At 59.4% G+C, this 25,458-nt stretch carries 18 protein-coding genes and 1 tRNA gene; all 19 read right to left on the bottom strand.

Annotated features, from left to right (window positions below):
• Positions 1-122: 122 nt before the first annotated feature.
• The gene (locus APH41_RS08535) at positions 123-365 is read right to left on the bottom strand and encodes a hypothetical protein (RefSeq protein ID WP_054897997.1); all 243 of its coding nucleotides are present in this window, start codon (positions 363-365) and stop codon (positions 123-125) included.
• Positions 362-10,591: a filamentous hemagglutinin N-terminal domain-containing protein gene (locus APH41_RS08530; RefSeq protein WP_256220198.1), complete on the bottom strand. Its 10,230-nt coding sequence runs from the start codon at positions 10,589-10,591 to the stop codon at positions 362-364. The genes APH41_RS08535 and APH41_RS08530 overlap by 4 nt, the downstream gene beginning before the upstream one ends.
• Before the next feature lie 30 nt (positions 10,592-10,621).
• Complete coding sequence (locus tag APH41_RS08525; protein ID WP_034128579.1) at positions 10,622-12,334, bottom strand: ShlB/FhaC/HecB family hemolysin secretion/activation protein; 1,713 nt, start codon at positions 12,332-12,334, stop codon at positions 10,622-10,624.
• 398 nt (positions 12,335-12,732) lie between these two features.
• Positions 12,733-12,808, bottom strand: a tRNA-Lys gene (locus APH41_RS08520).
• 123 nt (positions 12,809-12,931) lie between these two features.
• Positions 12,932-13,579 (bottom strand): 7-carboxy-7-deazaguanine synthase QueE, encoded by a 648-nt coding sequence (gene queE, locus APH41_RS08515; RefSeq protein WP_034128580.1) that lies wholly within the window; start codon positions 13,577-13,579, stop codon positions 12,932-12,934.
• Positions 13,580-13,743: 164 nt separating this feature from the next.
• Positions 13,744-14,574, bottom strand: a complete 831-nt coding sequence (ybgF, locus tag APH41_RS08510) for a tol-pal system protein YbgF (RefSeq protein ID WP_034128581.1) — start codon at positions 14,572-14,574, stop codon at positions 13,744-13,746.
• 6 nt (positions 14,575-14,580) lie between these two features.
• Positions 14,581-15,081, bottom strand: coding sequence for a peptidoglycan-associated lipoprotein Pal (gene pal / locus APH41_RS08505; protein ID WP_003193861.1), 501 nt, complete (start codon positions 15,079-15,081; stop codon positions 14,581-14,583).
• A 55-nt stretch (positions 15,082-15,136) separates the two neighbouring features.
• Positions 15,137-16,417, bottom strand: coding sequence for a Tol-Pal system beta propeller repeat protein TolB (gene tolB, locus APH41_RS08500; protein ID WP_032874245.1), 1,281 nt, complete (start codon positions 16,415-16,417; stop codon positions 15,137-15,139).
• A 17-nt stretch (positions 16,418-16,434) separates the two neighbouring features.
• Positions 16,435-17,508: a cell envelope integrity protein TolA gene (gene tolA, locus APH41_RS08495; RefSeq protein WP_003193863.1), complete on the bottom strand. Its 1,074-nt coding sequence runs from the start codon at positions 17,506-17,508 to the stop codon at positions 16,435-16,437.
• The gene (gene tolR / locus APH41_RS08490; protein ID WP_161793227.1) at positions 17,508-17,960 is read right to left on the bottom strand and encodes a protein TolR; all 453 of its coding nucleotides are present in this window, start codon (positions 17,958-17,960) and stop codon (positions 17,508-17,510) included. Before tolR ends, tolA begins: the two co-directional genes overlap by 1 nt.
• 23 nt (positions 17,961-17,983) lie before the next feature.
• On the bottom strand, positions 17,984-18,679 hold the full coding sequence (gene tolQ, locus APH41_RS08485; protein ID WP_003193865.1) for a protein TolQ: 696 nt from the start codon (positions 18,677-18,679) through the stop codon (positions 17,984-17,986).
• Position 18,680: 1 nt separating this feature from the next.
• A complete protein-coding gene (ybgC, locus tag APH41_RS08480; RefSeq protein ID WP_014719714.1) occupies positions 18,681-19,136 on the bottom strand; it encodes a tol-pal system-associated acyl-CoA thioesterase in 456 nt (151 codons plus the stop codon).
• A gap of 238 nt (positions 19,137-19,374) precedes the next feature.
• Entirely contained in the window at positions 19,375-20,433 is a 1,059-nt protein-coding gene (gene ruvB, locus APH41_RS08475; protein WP_003193867.1) for a Holliday junction branch migration DNA helicase RuvB, read from the bottom strand.
• The gene (gene ruvA, locus APH41_RS08470; RefSeq protein WP_054918446.1) at positions 20,434-21,045 is read right to left on the bottom strand and encodes a Holliday junction branch migration protein RuvA; all 612 of its coding nucleotides are present in this window, start codon (positions 21,043-21,045) and stop codon (positions 20,434-20,436) included. It lies immediately after the preceding gene.
• Between the two features lie 70 nt (positions 21,046-21,115).
• Positions 21,116-21,640 (bottom strand): crossover junction endodeoxyribonuclease RuvC, encoded by a 525-nt coding sequence (ruvC, locus tag APH41_RS08465; RefSeq protein ID WP_019821257.1) that lies wholly within the window; start codon positions 21,638-21,640, stop codon positions 21,116-21,118.
• A gap of 171 nt (positions 21,641-21,811) precedes the next feature.
• Positions 21,812-22,558: a YebC/PmpR family DNA-binding transcriptional regulator gene (locus APH41_RS08460; protein WP_054918443.1), complete on the bottom strand. Its 747-nt coding sequence runs from the start codon at positions 22,556-22,558 to the stop codon at positions 21,812-21,814.
• A gap of 135 nt (positions 22,559-22,693) precedes the next feature.
• On the bottom strand, positions 22,694-24,469 hold the full coding sequence (gene aspS, locus APH41_RS08455) for an aspartate--tRNA ligase (RefSeq protein WP_005790914.1): 1,776 nt from the start codon (positions 24,467-24,469) through the stop codon (positions 22,694-22,696).
• A gap of 108 nt (positions 24,470-24,577) precedes the next feature.
• Positions 24,578-24,799: an FmdB family zinc ribbon protein gene (locus APH41_RS08450; protein WP_003193872.1), complete on the bottom strand. Its 222-nt coding sequence runs from the start codon at positions 24,797-24,799 to the stop codon at positions 24,578-24,580.
• A 162-nt stretch (positions 24,800-24,961) separates the two neighbouring features.
• Positions 24,962-25,315 (bottom strand): ribbon-helix-helix domain-containing protein, encoded by a 354-nt coding sequence (locus tag APH41_RS08445; protein ID WP_034128584.1) that lies wholly within the window; start codon positions 25,313-25,315, stop codon positions 24,962-24,964.
• Positions 25,316-25,458: the final 143 nt, after the last annotated feature.

Raw genomic sequence — 25,458 nt, 5'->3', positions numbered from 1 at the left:
ATTTTTTCAGAGACTCATCCGCTACGTCTCAAGATCTTCACAAAGCCCAAACCTCAAAAAACCTGCCCCCTTTTCTTGTCAAGTAAGTGACGCTCAAATTTGCCCCATTTTTTCTTCTAGCCTCACCCCGACTCAACAATGAAATCTTTCGCTAGAATCATCGCCTCAAAAAAACCAGAGAATGGAACTCTCAAAGTCGCGCTACTTAAGTCAGCAAAGATCTCCACCTCTAAAGCGTCCACCCCTTTATCCTGATTAACTTGAGCAATTGGTTCGCCTTTATATTGAATCTCCGCAGTCAGCCTTTTATAGCGATTATCACTAAAGCCCAGAACTTCAAAATCCGAATTACTTTCAAGTTTCATGGTTTCGCCTTAGGGTCCAAAAACCCAGAAAATGAGCCATCATTATTGTAGCGCAGACCTCTTCCATCGGGAGCCCGGACCTCTAGCCCACCGCGACTCAAATTTGAGAATGTTGAATTTGGATTCTTGAGAACGTCATCAATAATACCGAGTGCAGTTGCATTTTGCTTTTCAATTCCACCTGTGAGTTTTGGGAACGTTCCAGTAGCTCGCTGGCCAGAAGCATGCTTTGTGAGCGCCCTAGCAGCCTCTGTCAGACCTTCCTTATTGATAGGATTTGAAGCTGCGGCAGATAGATCATCGAAAGTGCGGCCGCCGAAATTTTGCAGGGCGGAAGGCAATCCTTTTGCACCTCCCATCACAAGCCGACCTAATACTGCCGCCAGCCCAGCACCTGTGAGTTCACCGGCCATAAAATAGCCCCAAGCCTTGACGAACTCGTTAGCCGGTTGAACCCCTTCAAAACCTTGTCCTTGGGCCAGCTCCAGCTGTGCTTGGGCAATTTGGTCGTTAGTGGCACCTTTTTCCAGCATGTCCTTTGCCAGAGTAGTCGCCGCTGATCCGTATTCACTTAAGCCTGGTGGCAGATGCTCCAGAAAATTGTATTGCGTCAGGTTTTGCGCAACCCAAGCCCCTTTCTCGATCTTGGCAGCGTCCGCATCTTTCTGCCCCGCAGCCGCCAACACACCCACGATCTGCGAACTCATCGTCAGCAACTCTTCGTTGCCGTTAACCAGCGTATTCAGATGAGTAACCAGCGCCTCATTCGCCCCCGCTGCCAACGCACCGGTTTTAAAATCGCCGCCCGTAGCCTCAGCCAGCAAACCACCTACCATCGCGTGAATCGCAATCTTGGGTGCCGACCCATCGGCAACTACACCTTGGGTGTAATTTCCCACCAGATTGAAACTAGCTGCCGCCAACGTATTGAACAGCGCACTTTTTAATGCATCGCTGGCGCTACCGCCCTGCCCGAGTGCCTTGCTCAGCAGCATGGATGTGCCGCTTTGCAACGTCTGGTTGGCGGCAAATTTACCGACACCGCTCCACGTATTCAGTAGACCTGGCGTCGTGACTTTCCCAGTGATTGTGTTTGTTTGAGTCCCCGTCCAATCACCAAAATATGCAGCGGTCATGCCAGCCGTGACGCCAGCAATCACATACCCCTTCATCGCATCCGAAGAAGTCACGTCCTTGAGTACCGCGCCCAAGTTGCCACGGTTGTTAACGACACTGACCGTAGCGTTGGTCGCTGCTCCTGCAGCCACTGCTCCAGCTCCAGCTGCCACGCCAACGCCCGCCCCTGCGCTGGCAGCCGCACCCGCAGCCAACGGCCCAACCACCGCCGCCATCACAATCGCAATAATGATCTGCGACGCAGGCCCCAACCCTGAGTTGCTGTACTTGAAGCTGTCATGAATCTCCTTGACCTGCCTCCAGTCCACATCCCCACGAGCCTCTGCATCCTTAATCCAGGCCAGTTGCGGATCGGCCTTGACCATCGCCTCAATCGATTGGCTGACGGTCTGTTGATTGACCTGATTGACGTCGATCTTCAGGCCTTCCACCGCCTTGATCGCGATGTTGCCCTCGGCAACCATCTGGGTCTGGCGCAGTGTTTCGTCGGTGTTGCCTTTGCCTTTGGAGGACACCCAGAAGGCATTGTTATTGCTCTTCTCATGACTCTCCTGATGCAGATCCTTCACCGCCTCAAACTCAACCGCCCCCCCACTGACAATCGCAATATCCCCACCACTCTCAAGCTTCGCCGCCTGATACTTCTGATCCCCACCACTCTCCAGCGTCAGATCACCCCCAGTCTTGATCTCGCTCCCGACACTCTTCACATCGGTCACTTCATCACGCTGAGTCTTCTTGCTGCCCCAATTGCCCTTCTTGCTCATGTCATACAGCGAGTAATGACTGTCCTGCGCCGCCAGCATTTGCAGTTCGTTATCCGCATGCACATAGGCTTCATTGCCTGCGCTGATCTTGCTGGCAACCAAAGTCAGGTCGGTGCCGGCGATGGCGATCAGGTCGCCGCCGGCTTTGAGTTCGGCGCTTTGTTGGGTGACGTCGTCCAGTTGAGTAGTGGTTTTGGTGCCGCCTTTTTTGCCTTTGGAGTAGTCGTGTTGTTCGTTGGCGGCGGCGGCCAGGGTCAGGTTTTCGCCGGCTTTGACGCTGAGGTCTTTGGCGGCGCTGACGGTGCTGGCGACCACGGCGATGTCGCGCCGGGCGTCGATGGCGAGGTTGCCGCCCACGTCCACGGCGGAGGTGTGTTGCAGGATGGTTTGCTCGGTGCCGCTGATGCGGCGGCGTTGGTAGGCGTAGTCGTCCTGTTCGGTCTGGCTGGCGATCAGTACGTCGCGCCCTGCGGTTACGCTGGCGTTGCCACCGGCCTTGAGGTTGCTGCCGAGGTTGAGCACGTCGCGGCCGGCGTTCAGTTTGAGCGTGTCGGTGGCTTCGAAGCGGGAGGCTTCGCTGGCCACGTCGTTGCGCAGTTGGTAGCCCTGGCCTTCCTGTTTAAAGGTGGTGACGGTGCGCTCGTTGATGATGTCGCCGGTCACAGCAGTGGCGCTGATGTCGCGGCCATTGATGATGCCGCCACGGCTGTTGCGGATCGAGTCGGTGGCGAGCATTTCCAGGCGGTTGCCGGCTTGCATCAGGCCGCTGTTGTCGATGTTGCCGGCGACCATGCTGAGGTTGTTGGTGGCCCGCAGGGTGCCGCTGTTGTGCAGGTCGCCGCCGGTGACCAGGCTCACGTTCTGGCCCTGAATCAGCGCGCCGTTGGGGGCCAGGCGGTTGTTGGCCTGGGCCAGGTAGAGCACGGGGGTCAGGACTTTCTGGCCGTTGACCTCGGCTTCTTCCATCCACACGATGTCGTGGGTCAGCGCCGCCACTTGCTCAGCGGTAAGGGACACGCCCAGTTGCAGGTTGAGCGAGTCCTTGTAGGAGATGGCGTTGTCCATCAGGTAGCGGAACAACTGGTCATCACTGGCAAGGCCGTTGATGTAGCGTTGGCCGGTGCGGGCCACCACGGCTTCGCGGATCAGGCGTTGCTCGTACAGGCCATCGCCCAAGCGCTTCCAGCTGGCGTCGGGGTTGTAGCCGAGTTTGCCGAGCAGGTAGTCGGAGCTCATGAACTGCTTGAGGTCGGTGAGCGCCGGGTTGGTTTCGATCAGGTATTTGTGGCTGTTATCTACCGGGGTGATTTCCGGCAGGCCTTGTACGCGGGTGACTGATGGGGCACGGCTGTCCAGAGCCAGCGGGGCTTGGCCGTTGACTGCGCCGCTGACGGGCTGGCCGTCGAGGCTGAAACCGCGTTCTTGCACGGCGGTGTAGTCGAGGTTTTTTTCGCGGTCGGCGGCGGTGATGACACGCCCGTTGACGCTGAAGTCACCGGTAGCGGTGTCCGCTTTACCCGCTACACCCGCGTTCGCTGCCTGGCCGCTGAGACGGAACAGGCCGTTCTGGCTGGTCGGCAAACTGAAGCCTGGCAAGGTCACCGGGTTGACTTGGCGTTGGGCCAGGTCTGGCGGTAACTGTGCGGTGATCGCCGGTTTTACCGTGGAGGCAAATACATCCGAGTTGGTGTTGCGGTTGGCCGCCGGGGTGTCGATGTTGGTGGCGTTGGGGCGGATGACGCTGTTGTCGATCCTGGAGGTCGCATTAACCGTCACCGCACCTGCGGCCTGAATCACCGCCTGTGCAATCACGCTGCCGGTGGTGGGCACTACATAGCTACTGCTTTCATAGAAATTGCCAACGCCTGCCCTGACCTGGTCCATCGTCATCTGGCCCGGGCGGTAGTCGCCTGAGTTGGGATTGTTGTAGATGTTGAACTGGTTCTGGCGCTCCATGAAGGTGTTGTAGATGCCACGGTCGCGGGTATAGAGCCCGGAATTGAAGTGACGCTCTTCGCCGCCTGCCGCGCCGCGGTTGGTCAGCACATCGGTGTTGATCAGGATATTCCCGGCGGCGGATACCGAGCTATAAAGGTTATCGAAGGTCTGGCTGCCCACAGTCAGGTCGCCACCGGCGTTGATGAACGCAGAGGCCGAGCTGCCGGTGATGACATCTTCGTATTTCTCCACCGAGTTGAAGTACAGCTCGCAGCCTTTGCCTTTGCAGTAGTCGTTCCAATAGATATTGAGGTTGCCCGACACCAGCTTCATTTCAGTGGTGAACTGGTCACGACGGTTGCTCAGGGTGTCTGCCAGCAAGCGCATGCCGGTGCCACTTTCCAGGCTGCCGGAGACGTTCTCGATCAGGCTGCTGCGCGCGCTCGCATCATCCCGGGCGATGTCCAGGGCGCCGAGGCTGTAGACGTCGCCATAGCGGTTGCTGAAATCATTGACGCGCAACGCCATGTCGTTGCCGCTGAAGAGCAAGCCCTTGTCATTGACCAGGTGCGTGGCGTTCAGCCGGACTTTTCCGGCGCCGCCCAGGGTGCCGTAGTTGTTCAGGGTGGTGGCATTGACTGTCAGGTCGCCGATGGCAGTCAGGCGCCCGTGGTTATTCAGGCTCGTGCTAGTGACCTGGTTGAGTGCGCCGCCGGCAATGCGGGCGTTCTCGCCCAGGTCCATGCTGGCGCTGGTGAGGCTCATGTTGCCCAGGCTGCTGACGCGGCCGTTGCCGCTGTAGCCACCGGTGAGCGTCACACTGAGGGTGCCATCACTGGCCAGAAGGCCGTCGTTGGTCCAGGTGTCGCCAATGCCGACCAGGCTTTGTGCACCGAGCAACTGGCCGCTGGCGGTCTGGGTGAACTGGCCGATGTCGAGGTTCAGGCGCCCGGCCTGGATCACGCTGCTGTTGGTCCAACTGGCAGCCTTGATGTCCAACTGGCCGTTGGTGACGAAGCTGCCGCCGGCCCGGGTGACTTGGTCGGAGGTCAGGTCGAACGTACCGGTGCCGGTGTGTACGATGCGCCCGCCGTTATTGTCCAGGCCGGCGGCTTGCAGGTTCAGGTGTTCGTTGGCGCTTTCAAGCACGCCGAAGCGGTTATCGAACAGGCCGGAAACATCGATGTCGGTCGTGCCCGTACGGCCCATGGCCCGCAGGTTACCGCCGACGTTGTTGATGGTTTGCGCAGCAAGGCGCAGGACGTCGTCGCTTTCAATCAGGCCATAGCCATTGCTCAGGGCGCCAGTGAGGCCAAAGTCGATATTGCGTGCACCGACCTTGCCGCCCTTACCGGCCGCCGTGCCCTGGTTATCGAAAGCCTGGGCAGTGACCTTGAGCAAGGTATCGGCGTAGACACCGCCGCCCTGGTTATTGAAGGTCGTGGTGACGATGCGGCTTTCACCGCCGAGTGCGGATAAATGCCCCATTTGGTTGAGCAGCCCGCCCTTGGCTTGGATATCCAGCGACTGCGCCTGAGTGATGCCGTTGCTGTTAGTGAACAACCCAGTGACCAGTTTGACCCAGCCCTTGCTGCTGTTGAGTACGCCACCGGCCGTGTTGGCTACACTGGCGGTTTCCAGGTCCAGGTTGCCACTGAGGCTGTCGACGCGGCCGCCCTGGTTACTCAGGGCGCCGCTGAGGCGCAGGCGGTTATCGGTCTGGCTTTGCAGCGTGCCTTGATCGTTGGTGAGGGTGCGGGCGGTAAGGTCGAGCTTGCCCTTCTGGCTGAACATCAGGCCGTCTTGCTGGTTTTGAACGTCACCGGCCAACAGCTTGATCACCAGGTCTTTCTGGCTGGCGAGGGTGCCTTTGGCGCTGTTATCCAGATCGCCATTGGCGAGGGTCAGGTCAAGGCGATCCTGGCTGACCAGTTGGCCGCCTCGGTTGCCCAGGCTGGCGGCGTTCAGCAACAGGGCTGCGCCACTGGCCAGGCGCGCATTGTTGGCGTTGATCAGCGCACCACTGAGGGTGCCGTCCAAGGTGCCCTGGCTGATCAGTTGGCCAGCACTGTTGTCGAGACTCTCGCCGATAAAGGTGATGTTGGCGGCGTTGATACGCCCACCACGGTTGAGAATTTGACTCTGGGCATTATTGAAGCCCAGGTGTTGAGCTGCGGAAATCAGGCCGTTGTTGCTGTTATCCAGGCGACCGGCAACGTTGAGGTCGACATCGGCCTGGCCGGAGATGATCCCCTGATCATTGTTCAGGCTGCCCGCGATGAGCGTTTGTTTGCCCATGCTGACCAGGGCGCCCGCCGCGTGGTTATCCAATACACCGGTGAGGTCAGTGTGCAGGGTGCCACTCTTGCTCGACAACGTGCCCTCGGCGCTGTTGTCGAGGCCATTGCCGACCACCGTCAGACCGTTCCAGCCGGAGATCAAGCCCTTGTTGGCGTTGACCACGGTATCCGCTTCAAGGCGCAATTGATCGGCACTGAGGATGACCCCGCGATCACCGTTATCGATGCGTTTGGCGGCGATGGTGAACGCCGTCTGGCTGGAGATTTCGCCTTGTTCTCGGTTGGTCAGGTTAACCAGGCGCGCGAAGGTCAGCGGGCCTTTGGCGCTGATCAAGCCTGCGCTGTTATCGAGATTGCCGCCTTGCAGATCGAGGCTCACAGTGCGTTCGCCGATCAAGCGGCCCTGGCGCTGGATCAGCTGTTGGACGATGAGTTTCAAGTCGCCCCTGGCTGAGATTTCGCCATCCAGGCTTGAGTCGACTGTTTGCCCGGTCAGAGTCAAATCAGCCTGGCTGTTGATCAACCCGGCAGTGTTATCGAGGTTGGCAGTGGTCAGGTTCAACGCCTGTTGACTGCCGATCACACCCGCGCGGTTATCCACATTGGCGGCGGTGACCGTCTGGCTACCATCGCTGACGATTCGCCCGCCCTGGTGATTGTCCAGCGCGCCGGTGTTGAGCGTCTGTAGCGTGCCGGCCGAGAGGCTGCCCTTGTCGCTGTTGTTCAAGGAGCCTGAGGTGGTCGTCAAAACCGTAGCGGCAAAGATCTGCCCCTGGTTATGGTTATCCAGCACGCCGGTGACCTTCAGCTCCAGCGCACCACGGCTGGCGAGCGCGCCACCGGCCTGGTTGTCCAGGCTGTCAGCTGCCACCTGCAGAACGCTCTTGGCGGACAGTACACCTTCCACACTGTTATCCAGCGCCTTGGCGATACGTACCTGCAGGCTGTCGCCACTGATGACTTTACCGCCGCGGTTATTCAGCGCATCGGCCATCAACAGGAATGATTGGGTGCTGGAGATTTCACCGCCCTGACTGTTGTCGACGGTGCCCAGGTTTTTCAGCAGCAGTTGGCCCGGTGTCGCGATCAGGCCGTGGTCACGGTTGATCAGTTGCCCATGGCTCAAGTCCAGGTCGATGCTGGTATTGCTGATCAGCTCGCCACGATCATGTTGGTCCAGCCCGGTCAGGGTTGCCTTGACCGTGGACTTGGCGAAGATCGAACCTTGTTGGCTGTTGTCCAGTCGCCCTGCGTTGAGGGTGATGCCAGCGTCACTGCTGATGCTGCCGCGCTGGCTGTTGTCCAGGCCGGCGCTGCGCACGTCCACCTGTTGCTTGGCGCTGATCACGCCGCCCTGGCTGTTGTTCAGCGCAGTGCTGACCAGCGTGGCGGTGCCATCGGCCAGCAGCTTGCCAGCCTGATTGTTCAGTTGGCCCTGGGTGGTGATCGACAGCGCATTGGCCGCAGAAAGAATACCGCCCCGGCTGTTATCCAGGGTGCCAGCCCTGACGGTCAGTCCGCCCTCGCTCAGCAGCGTGCCCTGCCCTTGGTTGAGCAAGTCTCCGGTCAGGCTAATGGTCAGGTCTTTTTGGCTGGTAACGCGGCCACCCAGGCTGTTATCCAGTTGGTCGCCATTCAATGCCAGGCTCTCACGCCCCGCCAGCAAGCCGTTGCTCTGGTTGAGCAGGCGCTGCACCGTGAGCGTCAGGCCGCTGTCGCCGATGACCTTGCCGGTGGTGTTGTTCAGTTGATCGGCGACCACCAGCACCTTGGCCTGGCTGGAGATCTCGCCTTGCTGATTGAGGATGGTCTGGCTGCGCAGGTCCACGCCCTTGGTGGCAGCGATAAGGCCGCCGTTGCGGTTATCCAGGGACGCGCCGGTCAGGTTCAGCGCACCGTCGCTGACGAGTTCGCCCGCTTGTTGATTGAGCACACCGACGGTTGCCCGCAGGTCGCCCTTGGCGCTGATGCGACCGGCGCCGTTTTCGAGCTGGTTGGCGTTGAGGGTCAGCGCACCATCGCTGCCCAACTTGCCGCCATTGCTGTTGTTCAACTGGTTCAGTTGCACGTGCGCGGCGGCCTTGGTGCTGATCACGCCCGCTTGGCTGTTATCCAGATCGCCGCCGGTGAGGGTCAGCGCGCCGTCGGCAATGACCACGCCACCCTGGTTGATCAGGCTGTCGCCGTGCAACGCCAGGGTGGTTTTGCTGGACACCAGGCCGCCCTGGCTGTTGTTCAACTGCCCTGCGGTTATTTGTTGAGCCCCCTGGCTGACGAGGTTGCCTTCATTGCGATTGTCCAGCAGCCCGGCGACGGTCAGGTTCATCACGCCTTGGGCGGCGATGGAACCTTTGTCGCGGTTATCCAGGCTGGCCGCCTGTACTGTCAGGCTGGACGCAGAGAAAATCCCCAGGCGGTTATCGATGGCACCGCTGGCGGTTACGTTGAGGTTGCTGCCCAGCAATTTGCCTGAACGGTTATCCAGGTTCGTGGCAATCACGGTTGTCTGGCTGGCAGAGATTTCACCCGCCTGGTTACTCAGTTGCCCTGCGGTTACACGGGCCTGCGCCTGGCTGGCGACCAGGCCGTTATCGTTAGTCAGTTGGCCAGCGTTGAGCGTCAGGTTCTTGAGGCCGATCACGCGACCGTTCTGGTTATCCAGCGCAGCGGTCACCGTAACGTCGGTGCTGTTTTCACTGTGCAGCAGACCGTTGGTGCGGTTATCCAGACCGGTGGCCGTGACCTTGAGCGAGTCCTTACCCAGTACACGACCGCCACGGTTGTCGAGTTGACCGGCGTTAATCACGGCGGTGGTACCGCTCAGAGTGCCGCCTTGATTGTTCAAGGTTTGGTTGGCCGTGGCGGTAAGGGTTCGGCTGGCAACCACGCTGCCGCTATTGATCAGGTTTGCCGCGCGCAGACTGACATCGCCACCGGCATTGCGGCTTTCATCGGCGTTGACACCGGCTTCGATGATGCCGCTGTTGACCAGCGCCCCACCGCTGGTCACGGTGATGCTGTCGCGGGCCGCCAGGCTTTTCTGGTTGCTCAGGCCTGCCGTGGTTTGTACATCGACTCGCGTGCCGGCATACACCGCACCCGCAGCGTCCAATTGACCGGCCTTGATCACCACCGCTTCGCTGGCTTTGGCATTGGCCAAACTCAGACGTCCGTTGGCATCGAGCTGAATATCACCGCCACTGGCCATTAACGTACCGTCGAGCTTCACGCCCACCCCGGCCTCGGTGCCCACCAGTTTGATCGCCCCGGCATACATCCCACCCAACGCCGTCGAATCAATCGCCAGCTCCGGCTTGGCACTGCCGTCATCGGCCCGGGCGGTGGCTTGCAGACTTTTAGCATCGACGTCATTGCGCCCGGCAATCACGCTCAAGTTGCGCGCGTTGATCTGTGCGTTAATCCTGGCCGAGCGGGTGATGATTTCAAAGCGGTCGACGTTATCGGCATTCAAGCCCTGGCCGTCGATGGTCACGGCGCCGCCATCAACCTGGTAACGTTGCAGTTGCCCGCTTGCGTCGAGTATCGGTTTGCCGGTGGTCAGGGTGACGTTGGGGGTGTTGATGAAGCCGCAGCCACTGCAAGTAATGCCATAGGGGTTGGCGACGATGACCTTGGCCGACTGGCCCGCCACTTCGGTGTAGCCGCGCAGTTGGCTGGGACTGCCGCCGTTGACTTCGTTGAGGATGATGTTGGCGGCGCGGCCTTGCAGGTTCGGGTTGCCGAGGATGATGCCGCCCAGTTGCGTCGATTGGGTACGGTCGGTGGCGTTGTTGAGTATCACGCCGTTGGCGCCGACGTTGTAGTCCTTGAACTGGTTGTGGGACAGGCCACTGCCATTGGGGGCGGCGATGTTTACCACCGGCACGCCATTGCCCGCCTGGCCGACCGTGGTGCCCGGCGCGCTGACCACGATGCCTTCGGCCTGGGCCAGCAGCGGTTGCCAGAACAGCGCGTTGGCCAGGATCAGCGCCACGCCACGTTTGGGCAGGCCCAGGAACGCGTCACGGCTTTTCAGGGCAGCAGAAGGCTGGCGAACCAGGAAGGCAAATTGGCGAACATCCATTTCAAATTCTCGTTGCAACTGGGCGTTGAATTACAGGAAGAAATCCATGCGGAAGTAGATCGGTGCTTCGCGCTCAAGCAGCGCGGCCGGTCGTTCCAGTGAGTGGGCAAAGGTCACGCTGGTGCTCACGTGTTGGCCGCGGGCGAACAGCTCAAGGGAGTTGCTCGAGACGCGGCCGTGCACTTCGCCGTTGTAGCGACCATTGCGGATCACGCCCTGGTCGTAGCCCACGCTGGCACCGTACTCGCCGAACACCGGGCGCAGCCAACCGAGGGTCACCGGGCGGCTCCAGCGCAGGTCATTGCGCCAGTAACCGCCGCTGTCGCCGGTCAGTTGCTGATCCTTGTAGCCGCGTACCGACGCCGAGCCACCGAGGCTCATGCGCTGGGGGCTGAACAGCACGTCTTCGCTGCGTTGGCCGGTGGCCAGGCTGGTGAAACTGAACGACTCGCCCCACAGCGTGAAGGGTTGCAGGTAGCTGACGGTGGCGGTGTACTTGCGGTAGCGCGCATCCGGCACGCCAGGCAGGGGGTTATGATTGCCTTGGGCGTCGAAGGCGCCGGTGCCGTTTTGCATGCCCACATCGACGTTGACGAACGCACTGCCGATACGACGACCATGGTTGATGCCCAACTGCAGTTCACTGAGGCGGTTGCTGCTCTCTTTGAGGCGGCTGCTATCGATGTAGTTGTTGGTGCGCAGGTGGGACAGGCCGACGTTGAGCGACGTCTTGCTCACGGCATCACGGTGGATCACCCGCTCAGCGCGTAACTGATGGTTTTCACTGTCACCGGTTTGCTTGAAGTCGAAACCGTCGCCCTGGACGACCGAACGGTAATCGCTCTGGTTGTAGCTATAGCTGAAGTTCCACCAGCCCCAAGGCACGTTGTAGTAGAGCATCGCGTTCTTGGAAGTTTTCTGATGGTCGCTGACCGCGTCATGGCCGCCGCGCAGAATCAGCTGATCGGCCAGGCCCAGCGGGCTGTCCCACTCAAAGCCGGTGCCCCACTGCTGTTCGCCGGTGCTTTTCTGGCCATCGTTGTTACGTGAAAGGCTGGCGCGCCATGGCTTTTGCGGGTTGTTTTTGACCAATACCGAGCTGCCGCCCACGGCCTCGCCCGGGGTCAGCTCCATTTGGGCTTGATTGGACGGCAAGCGATTGAGTTGGTCGACGGCCTGCTCGATTTCTCGCAGGTTCAATATCTCGCCGCTTTTGCCGGGAAAGGCCATGGCCAGCTCGCGGTCCGTCAACTTGCTGTTGTCGGCGCCCTTCAAGCCTTCGAGTTTGCCCTCCACCACCAGCACTTGCAGATGCCCCTTGGACATGTCCTGTTGCGGCAAGTAGGCGCGACTCGTCATCAGGCCCTTGTCGATGTAGAAGTCGGTGAGGTCTTTGAGCAGGGCGTTGAGTTGTGAGACGCCCAGGCATTGACCGGTGTACGGTTTGAGCAGACGCTCGCGTTCAGGGGCAGGCAGGTGGTCGGCCCCCTGGAGTTCAATGGTTTGGATCGGGAAGCAACGGCTGTCCACCGGGGCTGCTGGCGCTTCGGGCCTGGCCTCTTTGCCGGGCAGTTCCTTGAGTTGTTCAAGGCGGCGTTGCTGATCTTCCAACAGGCGGTTTTGCCGGTCGCGGATCAGGTCCTGATCACCCGGAAGGGTTGCCGCCATCACGCTGGGGGAGGCGAGGCAGACAAGCAGGGCAATGCTCAGTGAATACCGAGTCCGTGGCGGTTGGGAATTCATGTTCGATCCATCGAATTTACGAAGGGTGGCAAACTAACATCGACCGCGTTTCTCGCCAATAAACTGACCCACCTTTAGGTAACGCCCTAAAAAAACTGTAACTAGCTGACGAATAAAGAAAATAATCGAATAAGAATGGATATTGCTTGAAGTTATTGGTTGTTTTCCGACCAGCGGTATCAGATTTGATACACATTGAGCACCCACACGAACGCCCGGACTATTGGGTCAGCACCGGTCCGCATATGAATATTTGAATTTAAGGAATTTTTGGACGACAACGGAAATTTGCGCAGACGTTGACCCAACGTCGACTCGGGCAGGCCAAATCACAGGCAAAAAAAAACCCGGAAATCCTCACTTGCGTGGGCCTTCCGGATTTTCTAAACCGCCAAAAATGGTGGGTCGTGTGGGATTCGAACCTACGACCAATTGGTTAAAAGCCAACTGCTCTACCAACTGAGCTAACGACCCGCTGTGTGGTGGCGCGTATAATACTGATTTCTAAGGATTATTCAACACCTTATTTTAAATAAATCAGAAAAAACGCATTTGAACGGTAATTCGGTGGGTAGAACGCCTATCGCAGCAGCCGGATCAGCGCCCCGGCTCGTCGTTCCACAGGTACTTGTGCAGCTGCAATTGCAGGCGTACCGGCAGGTTGTCCGCCACTACCCAATCCGCCAGGTCACGGGCATTCAGGTCGTGATGGCTTGGCGAGAACAGCACCTCGCCCGCTCGACGCTCCAGGCCATACTGGATCAGCTTGGAGGTGGCCCAGTCATAATCGTCACGGGAACAGATGACGAACTTGACCTGATCGTTGGCCGTCAGCAAGTCCATGTTCTCGTAGCGATTGCGGTGGGCTTCCTTGGAGTCCGGGGTCTTGAGGTCAACCACTCGGCTGACGCGCGGGTCGACCGCGGAGATGTCCAGGGCGCCACTGGTTTCCAGGGAGACCTCGTAACCGGCATCACACAGCTGTTTGAGCAACGGAATGGCGTTGGGTTGCGCCAGAGGCTCACCGCCCGTCACGCAGACGTAGCGCGGCCGGTAACCAGCAACCTGCTCCAGGATGTCGTCGAGGGTGCGCACAGTGCCGCCGCTGAAGGCGTAGGCGCTGTCACAGTATTGGCAACGCAACGGGCAGCCGGTCAACCGTACAAAGACAGTGGGCAGGCCAGCAGTGCGCGTTTCACCCTGCAACGAGTAAAAGACTTCGGTAATACGTAATGTGTCTTGCATAGTCGCCACGGGCGTAACAGCTAAACAGGCTGTCCGCCTCCGTCAGGCACTTCAAGGGATTGCGCCAACGCGTCAACCCCAGGAAGCGTGTTTCATAAAAGGGCGTGGATTCTAACGAAAAAACCCGCGACAAGCGCGGGTTTCTTCTGAACGGGCTGCATTGCTTACAAGCGTTGCAGGTCCCGCTGGGCCAACTGCGCCGCGGAGGTACCCGGATACTGGGCAACCACCTGCTGCAGAATACCTTTGACCTTGTCGGTGTGACCCAGGCGGCGTTCTACGTCAGCGAGTTTGTACAGCGAATCCGGAACCTTGGCATGCTTGGGGTACAGCTGGCTGACCTTGGCAAAAGCCTGGCCCGCCGCCTGCAAATCACCCTTTGCCAGGTTGACCTCACCCAACCAGTACTGGGCGTTGCCCGCGTACTGGCTGTTGGGGTATTTGCGCAGGAAAGCGGTAAAAGCCTGGCTGGCCTTATCGAAATCCTTGGCCTTGATCAGGTCGAAGGCTGCATCGTAATACAGTTTTTCCTTCGCCGGATCACCCGGTTCACTGCTGGCGGCAGGGGCAGCCGCGGCGGCCCCCGCTGCTGCGCCACCGGCAGCGGCACTGGGTGCGCCACCGGTAGAAGAATTATCAGGAGTAGCGGCAGGTGCAACACCGGCTCCAATACGACGGTCAAGATCCTGGTAACGCTCCAGGCCTTCTTGCTTCAGCTGGTTCACTTGGTTCTGCAGAACTTCAATGGCGCCTTGTTGCTGGGCCAACTGATCCTGCATGCGTTGCAGCTGGTTGAACAGTTCGCCCTGTGCCGAGGGAGCGGACGTAGCCGCTCCCCCCGCATAGGCGCCGTTCGTGCCATAACCCGCTGGCGGATAACTGCTCCCGCTATTGTTATAGCCTGAGTTGCTATCCGTTACAGGAACCGCAGCCCACACCGCAAGCGGTGCGAAGCTGAGAGCCAATACAGTTAGAGCACGACGGCACGTTCGCATGACGAATTACTTACGCAGTTCGACGCGACGGTTCTGAGCCCACGACTGTTCGTCGTTGCCAGTTGCAACTGGACGCTCTTTACCGTAGGAAACCAGTTCCAGTTGGCCTGGAGCAACACCTTGCAGTACCAGGTAGCGCTGAACGGCTTTCGCACGACGCTCGCCCAGTGCCATGTTGTACTCACGAGTACCACGGGCGTCAGTGTTACCTTCCAGAACAACGCGAGCGCCGTTAGCTTTCAGGTCCTTGGCGTGAACGTCCAGAGCGCGCATGGCTTCTGGCTTCAGGTCCGAACTGTCGTATTCGAAGTAGAAAGTGGTGATAGCGCGCAGAGCAGCTTCTTCGCTCAGGGAGCCGTCGACCGCACCAGTGTTGGCGCCGTAACCAGCGTTTGGATCAACAGCTGCGCCTTCACCGGCATTGTCGCCGCCTTTAGAGGAGCAACCAACGGCTACGGACAGAGCCAGAGCCAGAGCAGCAAACTTACCAAACTTCAGCATTTCCATCGTGAAACTCCTAATGAACCCCAGTGTGTTAAGTACTTCTTTTTGTAGCGCCGCGTCAGTTCAGGTAAGGGGACCAGGATGGTTCTCTGACTTCGCCTTGTGCGGTAGGAAGTGGGAGCCTTACGCGTCCGTTGATGGACACGAGCATCAAGACTCCCCGGCCCTGCTGGCGGGTGGCGTAGATTACCATGGTGCCGTTGGGCGCAACAGTGGCTGACTCATCAAGGTTGGTATCTGTAAGGATTTTTACGGTTCCGCGCTGCAAATCCTGGGCCGCAACCCGGAAATTAGTGAAACCATCCTGACGGTGAATCATCACCAACGTCTTTTCATCGGCCGAAAGCTTGGGGTTGGCGTTGTAGTTACCAATAAAGGTCACACGTTCCGCACCGCCGCCGTTCACATTTGCCTTGTAGACCTGAGGCTTGCCGCCACGGTCAGAGGTGAAGTAGATGGTCGAGCCATCCTTGCCCCAGAACGGTTCGGTGTTGATGCCCGGGCCGCTGGTCACACGCGAGAGTTGACGCGAGGCCATGTTCATCACGTAGATATCCGGGTTGCCGTCCTTGGACAGCACGAAAGCCAGGCGCGAACCGTCCGGCGACCAGGCTGGCGCACCGTTGAGGCCTTCGAAGTTGGTGATCTGCTCACGACGGCCAGTATCGATGTGCTGCACAAAGATACGCGGGCGACGCTGTTCGAACGATACGTAGGCAATACGCTTGCCGTCCGGCGCGAAGCGCGGCGACAGGATTGGCTCACGGGACTGCAGCAAGGTCACTGCACGTGCACCGTCGTAGTCCGAACGCTGCAGGGTGTAGCGGGTATTGTCTACAGAGAAACGCTCAGCCGTGACATACAGTAGGCGCGTCGAGAACGCCCCCTTGATACCGGTGAGTTTTTCAAACGACTGGTCCGAGATGTAGTGAGCCATGTCGCGCAGTTGTTCGGCGGTACCCGATACGCTGCCGGTCAAGACCTGCTGCTCGGTGGCCACGTTGAACAACGTGTACTGGATCTGCAGGCGACCGCCGGCCGGCGTGATGCTGCCGACCATCAGGTACTGGGCGCCCACCGCCTTCCAGTCACGGAAGATGACTTCGCTGGCCTGGGTTGGCTGGCTGATCATGTTGCCTTTTGGAATCGGCGCGTAGTAACCGGAGTTACGCAGGTCGTCGCTGACGATCTGGGCCATGTCGTCCGGCAGCACGCTGCCGCCCTGCCAACCGAACGGCACGACTGCAATCGGGGTGGCCCGATCACTGCCGCTGGTTACCAGGATGTTCTTTTCATCCGCCGCCGCTATCCCTGCCATACAGCAAATAACGACAAGCATTCCTCGAAGAAGGTTTCTCACAAGGCTAGATCCTCAGGTGTGAATGTCATCTTGAATGAACGATAGGGAGCGAAGTCACTTGGTTTCATTCCCTGCATCTCGGTCAACCGGCCAATATTCTTGACCGCGGCAACCGCCGAACTGTCGAACGAACCGTCACCACTGGACTTGGCCACGCTGACCGAAGTCACCGTACCGTCCGGCAACATGCCGATCTGCAGCACTACTGTCATGCCTTTACGTGCCGAAGGTGGACGTGTCCAACCTTCCGCTGCCCGCGCCCGAATCAGGTCGTCGAAACTGCCCGCGACTTCATCGCCACGCTCATCGGCCAAGGCTTGCTGACGCTGCGGCGTGTCGGAAAGCAAATCTGCCAGGGCCTGGGCCTTTTTCTCTTCGGCGGATTTGCGTGCTGCTTCCTGGGCCTTTTTCTTGGATGCGTCGGCGGCAGCTTTCTTCTTCGCTTCGTCGGCGACTTTCTTCTTCGCCTCGTCTGCTTCAGCTTTTTTCTTGGCGTCTTCGGCGGCTTTCTTTTTCGCGTCTTCGACTATCTTTTTCTTGGCTTCTTCAGCGGCCTTTTTCTTGGCCTCTTCTTCGGCAGCCTTCTTGGCTTCTTCTTCCGATTTCTTCTTGGCTATATCAGCCAATTGTTTCTCTTCGGCCTTTTTCGCTTCGGCAGCTTTCTCGGCTTTCTTGGCTTCATCAGCCTTTTTAGCCTCGTCGGCCTTCTTGGCTTCGTCAGCCTTTTTCGATTCCTCGGCCTTTTGAGCCGCCTCTTCTTTCTTTTGTTCCGCAGCAGCCTTCACCGCTTCCTGCTCGACCTTCTTCTGTTCCATCTGCTCGACTTCAGTCTGGCGCGCGGCCGACTTCTGGGCCTCACCCGCAATCTTCTGATTGGTCTGGGTGGTGGCCTGACTTTTCGATTTCAGCTGATACAGGGTCGCCTGCACGATCGGCTTGGCTGGCGGCAGGTCCGGGGTCATGGCAAAGCTGACGAACAGCATGCCGAACACCAGGACGTGCAGGGCAATTGCCCACACGCCAGGCCAGAAGTAGCTTTCCGAGGCGGACGGCTCTCGCTGTTGCTGCATCAGGGCGCCTCGGTAATCAAGCCAACGTTACCGACGCCGGCCTTCTGCAGCCCGCCCATGGCGCCCATGACGGAGCCGTAGTCGACCGATTTGTCACCCCGGATAAACACCTGGGTGTGCTTGCCGCCTTCGTTGCCGGAGCGAATGATCTTGGTCACCGCATCGGTCATTGCAGGCAAGGTCAGGGCCTTGTCCTGCTGCTTTTGCGTATCGACTTCGCTGCCAAGGTTCCAGTAATAGGTCTTGTCAGCCTTGATCGAAATGGTCAGGACCTGAGTGTTGTTGTCCTGCGGCAAGGCTTCACTGGAAACCTTGGGCAGATCAACTTTCACGCCCTGGTTGAGCATCGGCGCGGTCACCATGAAGATCACCAGCAGCACCAGCATCACGTCGATGTAGGGCACTACGTTCATCTCGGCGACCGGCTTGCGCTTTTTGCGAGCTCGAGCGATTAAAGCCATTGGGAATTACCTGCTTATTCTTCGCTGGTGTGCACTTTACGGTGCAGGATCGCCTGGAATTCATCGGCGAAGGTGTAGTAACGGCCGATCAAGGTTTCGCTGGTTGCGGCAAAACGGTTGTAGGCGATTACTGCGGGGATAGCGGCGAACAGGCCGATCGCGGTGGCGATCAGTGCTTCGGCAATACCCGGGGCCACGGTGGCCAGTGTGGCTTGCTGCGCCTGGGCCAGGCCACGGAAGGAGTTCATGATGCCCCATACGGTACCGAACAGGCCGATGTACGGGCTGACAGAACCCACGGTGGCAAGGAACGGCAGGCCCTGCTCAAGTTTCTCTTCTTCGCGGGAGATGGCCACGCGCATGGCACGGGCCACACCTTCCATCACCGCTTCAGGATCGACACCCGGCTGTTGGCGCAAGCGCGAGAACTCCTTGAAACCGGCACGGAAGATCTGCTCGACGCCCGAGTCCGGGTCCGGGTTGCTGCCGGCCTGGCGGTACAGTTTGGACAGGTCGATACCCGACCAGAAGCGCTCTTCAAAGCTCTCCAGGGCACGTCGACCGGCGCGCAACATGTTGCTGCGCTGAAAAATCATGACCCAAGAGGTAACCGATGCGGCTACCAGGGTCAGCATGACCAGTTGAACCACGACACTGGCATTGCTGACCAGGCTCCACATGGAGGAATGGTCGACGACGGTAGGTTCCACGCTAAATCTCCTGCTTTGATTGTTGACCCGCGCCGCTCACGGCGGCAAAGGCCGCGCGTAGAGTTTCGGGAATGGCCCGAGGTTTCAAGCTGTTGGTGCGCACACACGCCACCAGGAACTGCCCCTCACAGAGCAGCGTTGCATCCGTGGCCCGCCTGACCTGCTGCTTGAAACGCAGGCTGGCACGGTTCAATTCGATGACTTCAGCACTGACCAGCAACTCATCGTCCAGTCGCGCCGGCGCGTAATACCGCGCCTCGCTGGAATGCACGACGAATAACAGGTCCTCGCCTACCAGCTCGGACTGGGCAAAACCCAACTCCCGCAGCCGCTCGGTTCGAGCCCGTTCCATGAATTTCAGGTAATTGACGTAATAAACGATGCCGCCGGCATCGGTGTCCTCGTAATAAACGCGACAGCGATGTGCGAACGACTGATCCCCGTTTTGCGCGCGCATACTCTAGTGCTTACTCCTCAGGTTGCCAATTGGCTGGGCAACTGTTTTTTCATTCCTGAACGCTTTCAAATGACGACGCCAGACACTGGGACAGCACAAAGCTCAGATAAATCACCCCACATGACAAATACCCTGTAGGAGCGAGCTTGCTCGCGAAGAACCTGAGCACGCCGCGTATAACCAGACATACCGCGTTATCGTTGGCGTTTTTCGCGAGCAAGCTCGCTCCTGCAATTTTTTAATCGTCCACTGCATCGAGGAATTCGTCTACCACGGGCATCTCTCCCAATCGTGACGGAATGTTTAGCCCGAAGTGCAAATAGGCATGACGCGTCACCACCCTGCCCCGCGGGGTTCGCATGATGTAGCCCTGCTGAATCAGGTACGGTTCCAGCACATCCTCAATGGTATGGCGCTCCTCACTGATGGCTGCGGCCAGGCTGTCCACGCCGACCGGGCCACCGTCGAATTTCTCGATCATGGTCAAAAGTAGGCGTCGATCTTGGTGATCAAAACCATGTTCGTCCACATCCAGCAGGTTCAAGGCCAGGTCCGCCACGGCCTTGGTGATGTGGCCCTTGGCACGCACCTCGGCAAAGTCTCGCACGCGGCGCAGCAAACGGTTGGCAATTCGTGGCGTACCGCGAGCGCGTCGAGCGATTTCAAAGGCGCCTTCCGGGTCCAGGGGCAAGCCGAGGATACTCGCCGACCGGCTGACAATGGTCGCCAGATCGGCGGTGCTATAGAACTCTAGACGTTGAACAATGCCGAAACGGTCTCGCAGCGGGTTGGTCAACATGCCCGCGCGGGTGGTCGCGCCCACCAGGGTAAAGGGCGGCAGGTCGAGTTTGATCGAACGGGCCGCCGGGCCTTCGCCGATCATGATGTCGAGCTGGAAGTCTTCCATGGCTGGGTACAGCACTTCTTCGACAATCGGCGACAAGCGATGGATTTCGTCGATAAACAGCACGTCATGGGGTTCAAGATTGGTCAGCAACGCGGCCAAGTCGCCAGGACGCTCAAGCACCGGGCCGGAGGTGGACTTGATCGACACGCCCATTTCCTGGGCGATGATATTGGCCAGAGTGGTCTTGCCCAAACCCGGCGGGCCGAAGATCAGGGTGTGGTCCAGGGACTCACTGCGCCCGCGAGCGGCCTGGATAAACAGCTCCATCTGCTCGCGCACGGTGGGCTGGCCGATGTATTCGGCCAGGCTCAACGGGCGGATGGCCCGGTCCTGGACTTCTTCACGGTCACGCGGGCCGGTGGCCGCGATCAGACGATCGGCTTCAATCACTTAAATCATTCCCTTCAGGGCACGGCGAATCATGTCTTCAGCGCTCAGGTTCTTGTCCTTGATGGCCGATACGGCCTTGCTGGCTTCCTGAGGCTTGTAGCCCAGGGAGATCAGCGCATTGACGGCATCGCTTTCCGCGCTGGCGACCTGGGCCGCCGGCATATCCGGCTGGTTCGGTACCAGGGCGAACATGCTCGGCACCACCTCCCAGGCTTTGAAGCGGTCCTTGAGCTCGACCAACAAGCGCTCGGCGGTCTTCTTGCCCACCCCCGGCACCTTGGTCAGGGCCGAGGTATCCTGGGCCGATACAGCCCGGACCAATTCATCCACTTCCAGGCTCGACATCAAGGCCAGGGCCAATTTGGGCCCCACGCCATTGAGACGAATCAGCTCGCGGAAGAAATCGCGGTCACGCTTGCCGATGAAACCATAGAGTAGTTGCGCGTCTTCGCGCACCACTAAATGAGTGTGCAAGGTTATCGGCTCGCCGACCGACGGCAGGCGATACAGGGTGGTCATGGGCACTTCCATCTCATAACCCAACCCATTCACATCCAGAATCAGGTGCGGCGGCTGTTTCTCAGCCAGGGTGCCGCGCAAGCGTCCAATCACGGTTCAGATCCTTAAAGCTTGGGGGTCAGATCGGAGCCTGACCGCAAAAATAACGATTGCGCTGATGCTATCAGAGACGCAGCCGCCCGCCACGACTACGTGCTGCGCCCAAGCCGTGAGGCAACAGGCTGGAGCGGGTATGGGCATGGCAAATGGCGATGGCCAGGGCATCCGAGGCGTCGATCTGCGGCTTTGAAGTGAGCTTGAGCATGTGCATGACCATCATTTGCACCTGCTCCTTGTTGGCGCCACCGGTGCCGACCACGGCCTGCTTGACCTGGGTCGCGGTGTATTCAGCGATCTCCATGCCCTCCTCGGCACCTGCCACGATGGCAGCGCCCCGGGCCTGCCCGAGCTTCAACGCCGAGTCGGCATTCTTGGCCATGAAGACTTTCTCTATGCCCATGGTGACCGGGCCGTAGGTCTGGATGACTTCACGTACGCCGCGATAGACGATCTGCAGCCGCTCGGCCAATTCCCCTGCGCCAGTGCGGATGCAGCCCGAGGCGACGTACACACAGCCGCGTGGGGTCTGCTGCACCACGCCAAAACCGGTGATGCGCGAACCGGGGTCGATACCTAGGATTAAAGTCATAACGCCTGCGGGTTGGATTTACAACGGTATGTGCCAGGCACACATTTGTGTAACAGCATAGAAGCCCTGTGGGAGCTGGCTTGCCTGCAATGCGGGCACCTCGGTGCTTCTGTCAAATCGAGGTGATGCTATCGCAGGCAAGCCAGCTCCCACAGCGGATATTCATCGTTCTTAAGCGAGCTGTTCGGCCACAGACCCAGGGATGTCGGCATTCGAATACACATTCTGCACGTCATCCAGATCTTCAAGCATGTCCAGCAGCTTCAGCACCTTCTGGGCACCGTCCAGGTCCAGTTCGGCACTGGTGGTCGGCAGCATCACGATCTCCGCGTCGGTGCCGCTGAAACCAGCGGCTTCCAGGGCATTACGCACGGCGTAGAAGCTGGCGAACGAGGTGAACACATCGATGGAGCCGTCTTCGTTGGTGACCACGTCATCGGCATCCGCTTCCATCGCGGCTTCCATCAGCGCGTCTTCATCAGTGCCCGGTGCGAAGGTGATCTGCCCCTTGCGCTCGAACAGGTAGGCCACCGAGCCGTCCGTGCCAAGGTTGCCGCCACACTTGCTGAACGCATGGCGCACGGCTGCCGCGGTACGGTTGCGGTTGTCGGTCATGCATTCGACCATCACTGCCACACCGCCCGGGCCGTAGCCTTCATAGGTCAGCTCGACCATATCGTCGGTGTCGGCCGCACCGGCACCACGGGCCACGGCGCGGTCGATGATGTCGCGGCTCATGTTGGCGCCCAGCGCCTTGTCCAGCGCCAGGCGCAGACGCGGGTTGGAGCCCGGGTCACCGCCACCCTGACGGGCAGCGACGGTCAGTTCGCGAATCCACTTGGTGAAGATCTTGCCTTTCTTGGCATCCTGACGCTCTTTGCGGTGCTTGATGTTCGCCCACTTGGAATGGCCAGCCATAACACAACTCCGAATTCTCTAGAAACCTTATCAATCCCGCCCCAGGCGAGATTTCCCTCTTTTAAACGCAAAGGCGCATCCGAAGATGCGCCTTTTTGACTGCGTACAACCTTATCGCGCTTTCACGCTGCAGCCTTACTCAGCCTTCGGCGTCTCGCGCAGGCGGATGTGCAGCTCGCGCAGTGCCTTGGCATCAACCACACCCGGAGCCTGGGTCATGACGTCCGCAGCGCTCTGGGTTTTCGGGAAGGCGATCACTTCACGGATCGACTGGGCGCCGGTCATCAGCATCACCAGACGGTCCAGGCCGAACGCCAGGCCACCGTGCGGCGGCGCGCCGTATTTCAGGGCGTCGAGCAGGAAGCCGAATTTCTCTTCCTGTTCCGCTTCGTTGATGCCCAGCAGGCGGAAGACCGCTTGTTGCATCTCTTTGCGGTGGATACGGATCGAACCGCCACCCAGTTCAGTACCGTTCAACACCATGTCGTAGGCACGGGACAGCGCGCCTGCAGGGTTGGCTTCCAGCTCTTGCGGGGAGCACTTCGGTGCGGTGAACGGGTGGTGCAAGGCGCTGAAGCTGCCGTCGTCGTTCTCTTCGAACATCGGGAAGTCCACAACCCACATCGGCGCCCATTCGCAGGTCAGCAGGTTCAGGTCGTGACCGAGCTTGATACGCAGCGCGCCCAGGGCCTCGCTGACGATCTTGGCCTTGTCGGCACCGAAGAACACGATGTCGCCGTCAACCGCACCGACGCGATCGAGGATCGTGTTCAGGTTGGCTTCAGGGATGTTTTTCACGATCGGCGATTGCAGGCCGTCGACACCGTTGGCGCGCTCGTTGACCTTGATGTACGCCAGGCCCTTGGCACCGTAGATGCCGACGAACTTGGTGTAGTCGTCGATCTGCTTGCGCGGCATGCTCGCGCCGCCAGGCACACGCAGGGCGGCGATGCGGCATTTAGGATCGTTGGCCGGGCCGCTGAACACCTTGAAGTCGACGTCCTTGAGCTGGTCGGCCACGTCCACCAGCTCCAGCGGGTTACGCAGGTCTGGCTTGTCGGAACCGTAGCGGCGCATGGCTTCTTCGAAGGTCATGTGCGGGAATTCGCCGAACTCCAGGTCCAGGACTTCCTTGAACAGGTTGCGGATCATCTGCTCGGTCAGGCCCATGATCTCTTTTTCATCGAGGAAGCTGGTCTCGATGTCGATCTGGGTGAATTCCGGCTGGCGATCGGCACGCAGGTCTTCGTCACGGAAGCACTTGGCGATCTGGTAGTAGCGGTCGAAACCAGCCACCATCAGCAGTTGCTTGAACAGCTGCGGCGATTGCGGCAAGGCGAAGAAGCTGCCGGCATGGGTACGGCTCGGTACCAGGTAGTCGCGTGCGCCTTCCGGGGTGGCCCGGGTGAGGATCGGGGTTTCGACGTCGAGGAAGCCGTTTTCATCCAGGAAGCGGCGGATGCTGGTGGTCATGCGCGAGCGCAGGCGCAGCTTCTCGGCCATTTCCGGACGACGCAGGTCCAGGAAACGGTAGCGCAGGCGAGTTTCTTCGCCCACGTCGGAGTATTCGTTGAGCGGGAACGGCGGGGTTTCCGACTCGTTCAGCACTTCCAGCTCATAGCCCAGCACTTCGATGCCGCCGGAAGCCATGTTCTTGTTCACGGCACCGGCCGGACGCAGGCGTACCTTGCCGGTGATCTTCACTACGTATTCGCTGCGCACGCGGTCGGCGGCGGCGAAGCTTTCGGCGCGGTCCGGGTCGAACACTACCTGGGCCAGACCATCACGGTCGCGGATATCGAGGAAGATTACCCCGCCGTGGTCGCGGCGACGGTGAACCCATCCGCAAAGGGTGATTTCCTGACCTTCCAGGGTCTCGTTCAGTTGGCCGCAATAGTGGCTGCGCATCATGGTCGTGGTTTCACTTCTCGTAATTCGAAATTCGGTGGCAGGCCCGCCTCGTCACCGCACATTAAAGCAGGGGACGGATAATGCAGGAGCCTGCGCGTAGAGTTCAACTCAGTCTGCTTTGTCGCCGCCGGCCAGGTTCTTCTTGGCACCGGTCTTGAAATCAGTCTCGTACCAGCCGCTGCCGCTCAGGCGGAAGCCCGGCATGGACAACATCTTCTTCAACTCAGGTGCCTGGCAGGCAGGGCAATCGACCAGCGGCGCGGCGCTGATCTTCTGAATGGCTTCCAACTGATGACCACAGGAAGCGCATTGATAGTCGTACATGGGCATGGAGATGTCTCGGCGATCAGATCGTTACAGCGCCACGCCCTGCCCTGTGCATAAAGCCCGGCATGCGCAGCAAAGCGCGGGATTATATCTGGTAAATCAATACAGCGCAGCCGGCTTTGTGCCCAGGACCCGGCCCGTCGGGCTGAAGGCCCGGCCATCGGACTACTGCGCGAGCGTATCCCCGGACGTGAGGGCGCCCCGACCTTTGAGGACGTGAACCACGCACACCACCCTCACCAGCCCACTGAAGTTCTTCACGCCTCCGTAACGCAAATGCACTTCCCGATCGACATAGGACAACAGCGCACTGACCGAACAGGTATTGAGCCTGGCGATTTCCGTCAGGATATTCCAATAGATCTGTTCAAGCCGCAGGCAGGTAGAAAACCCATTGAGCCTGACCGAACGGGACAGTGGCTTGGCCAGCCCCATATCAAAACCCTTGGTAAAAGGGTCGACCTTTATCTTGTGAAAACCACAGGCTTCCATCATTCCCTTACCCACTCCACGTGACATACACCTGACACTCCATTGCCAAACAGCAGCCAATGGGCTTCTCCCATTGGACGATGGCCTATAAAACAGCAGCCAGCGCAGAGCAGCCAGAAGACGGGGAGTTGTTAGTTGTAGGACAACGCCAGGAAGCGCAGGGAAACCAG

It is taken from the genome of Pseudomonas sp. NBRC 111138, from assembly GCF_001320835.1.
In the GTDB taxonomy this organism is placed as follows: domain Bacteria; phylum Pseudomonadota; class Gammaproteobacteria; order Pseudomonadales; family Pseudomonadaceae; genus Aquipseudomonas; species Aquipseudomonas paracarnis.
The sequence above is the reverse complement of the archived record's forward strand: the minus strand, read 5'-3'. Positions and strand labels throughout refer to the sequence as shown.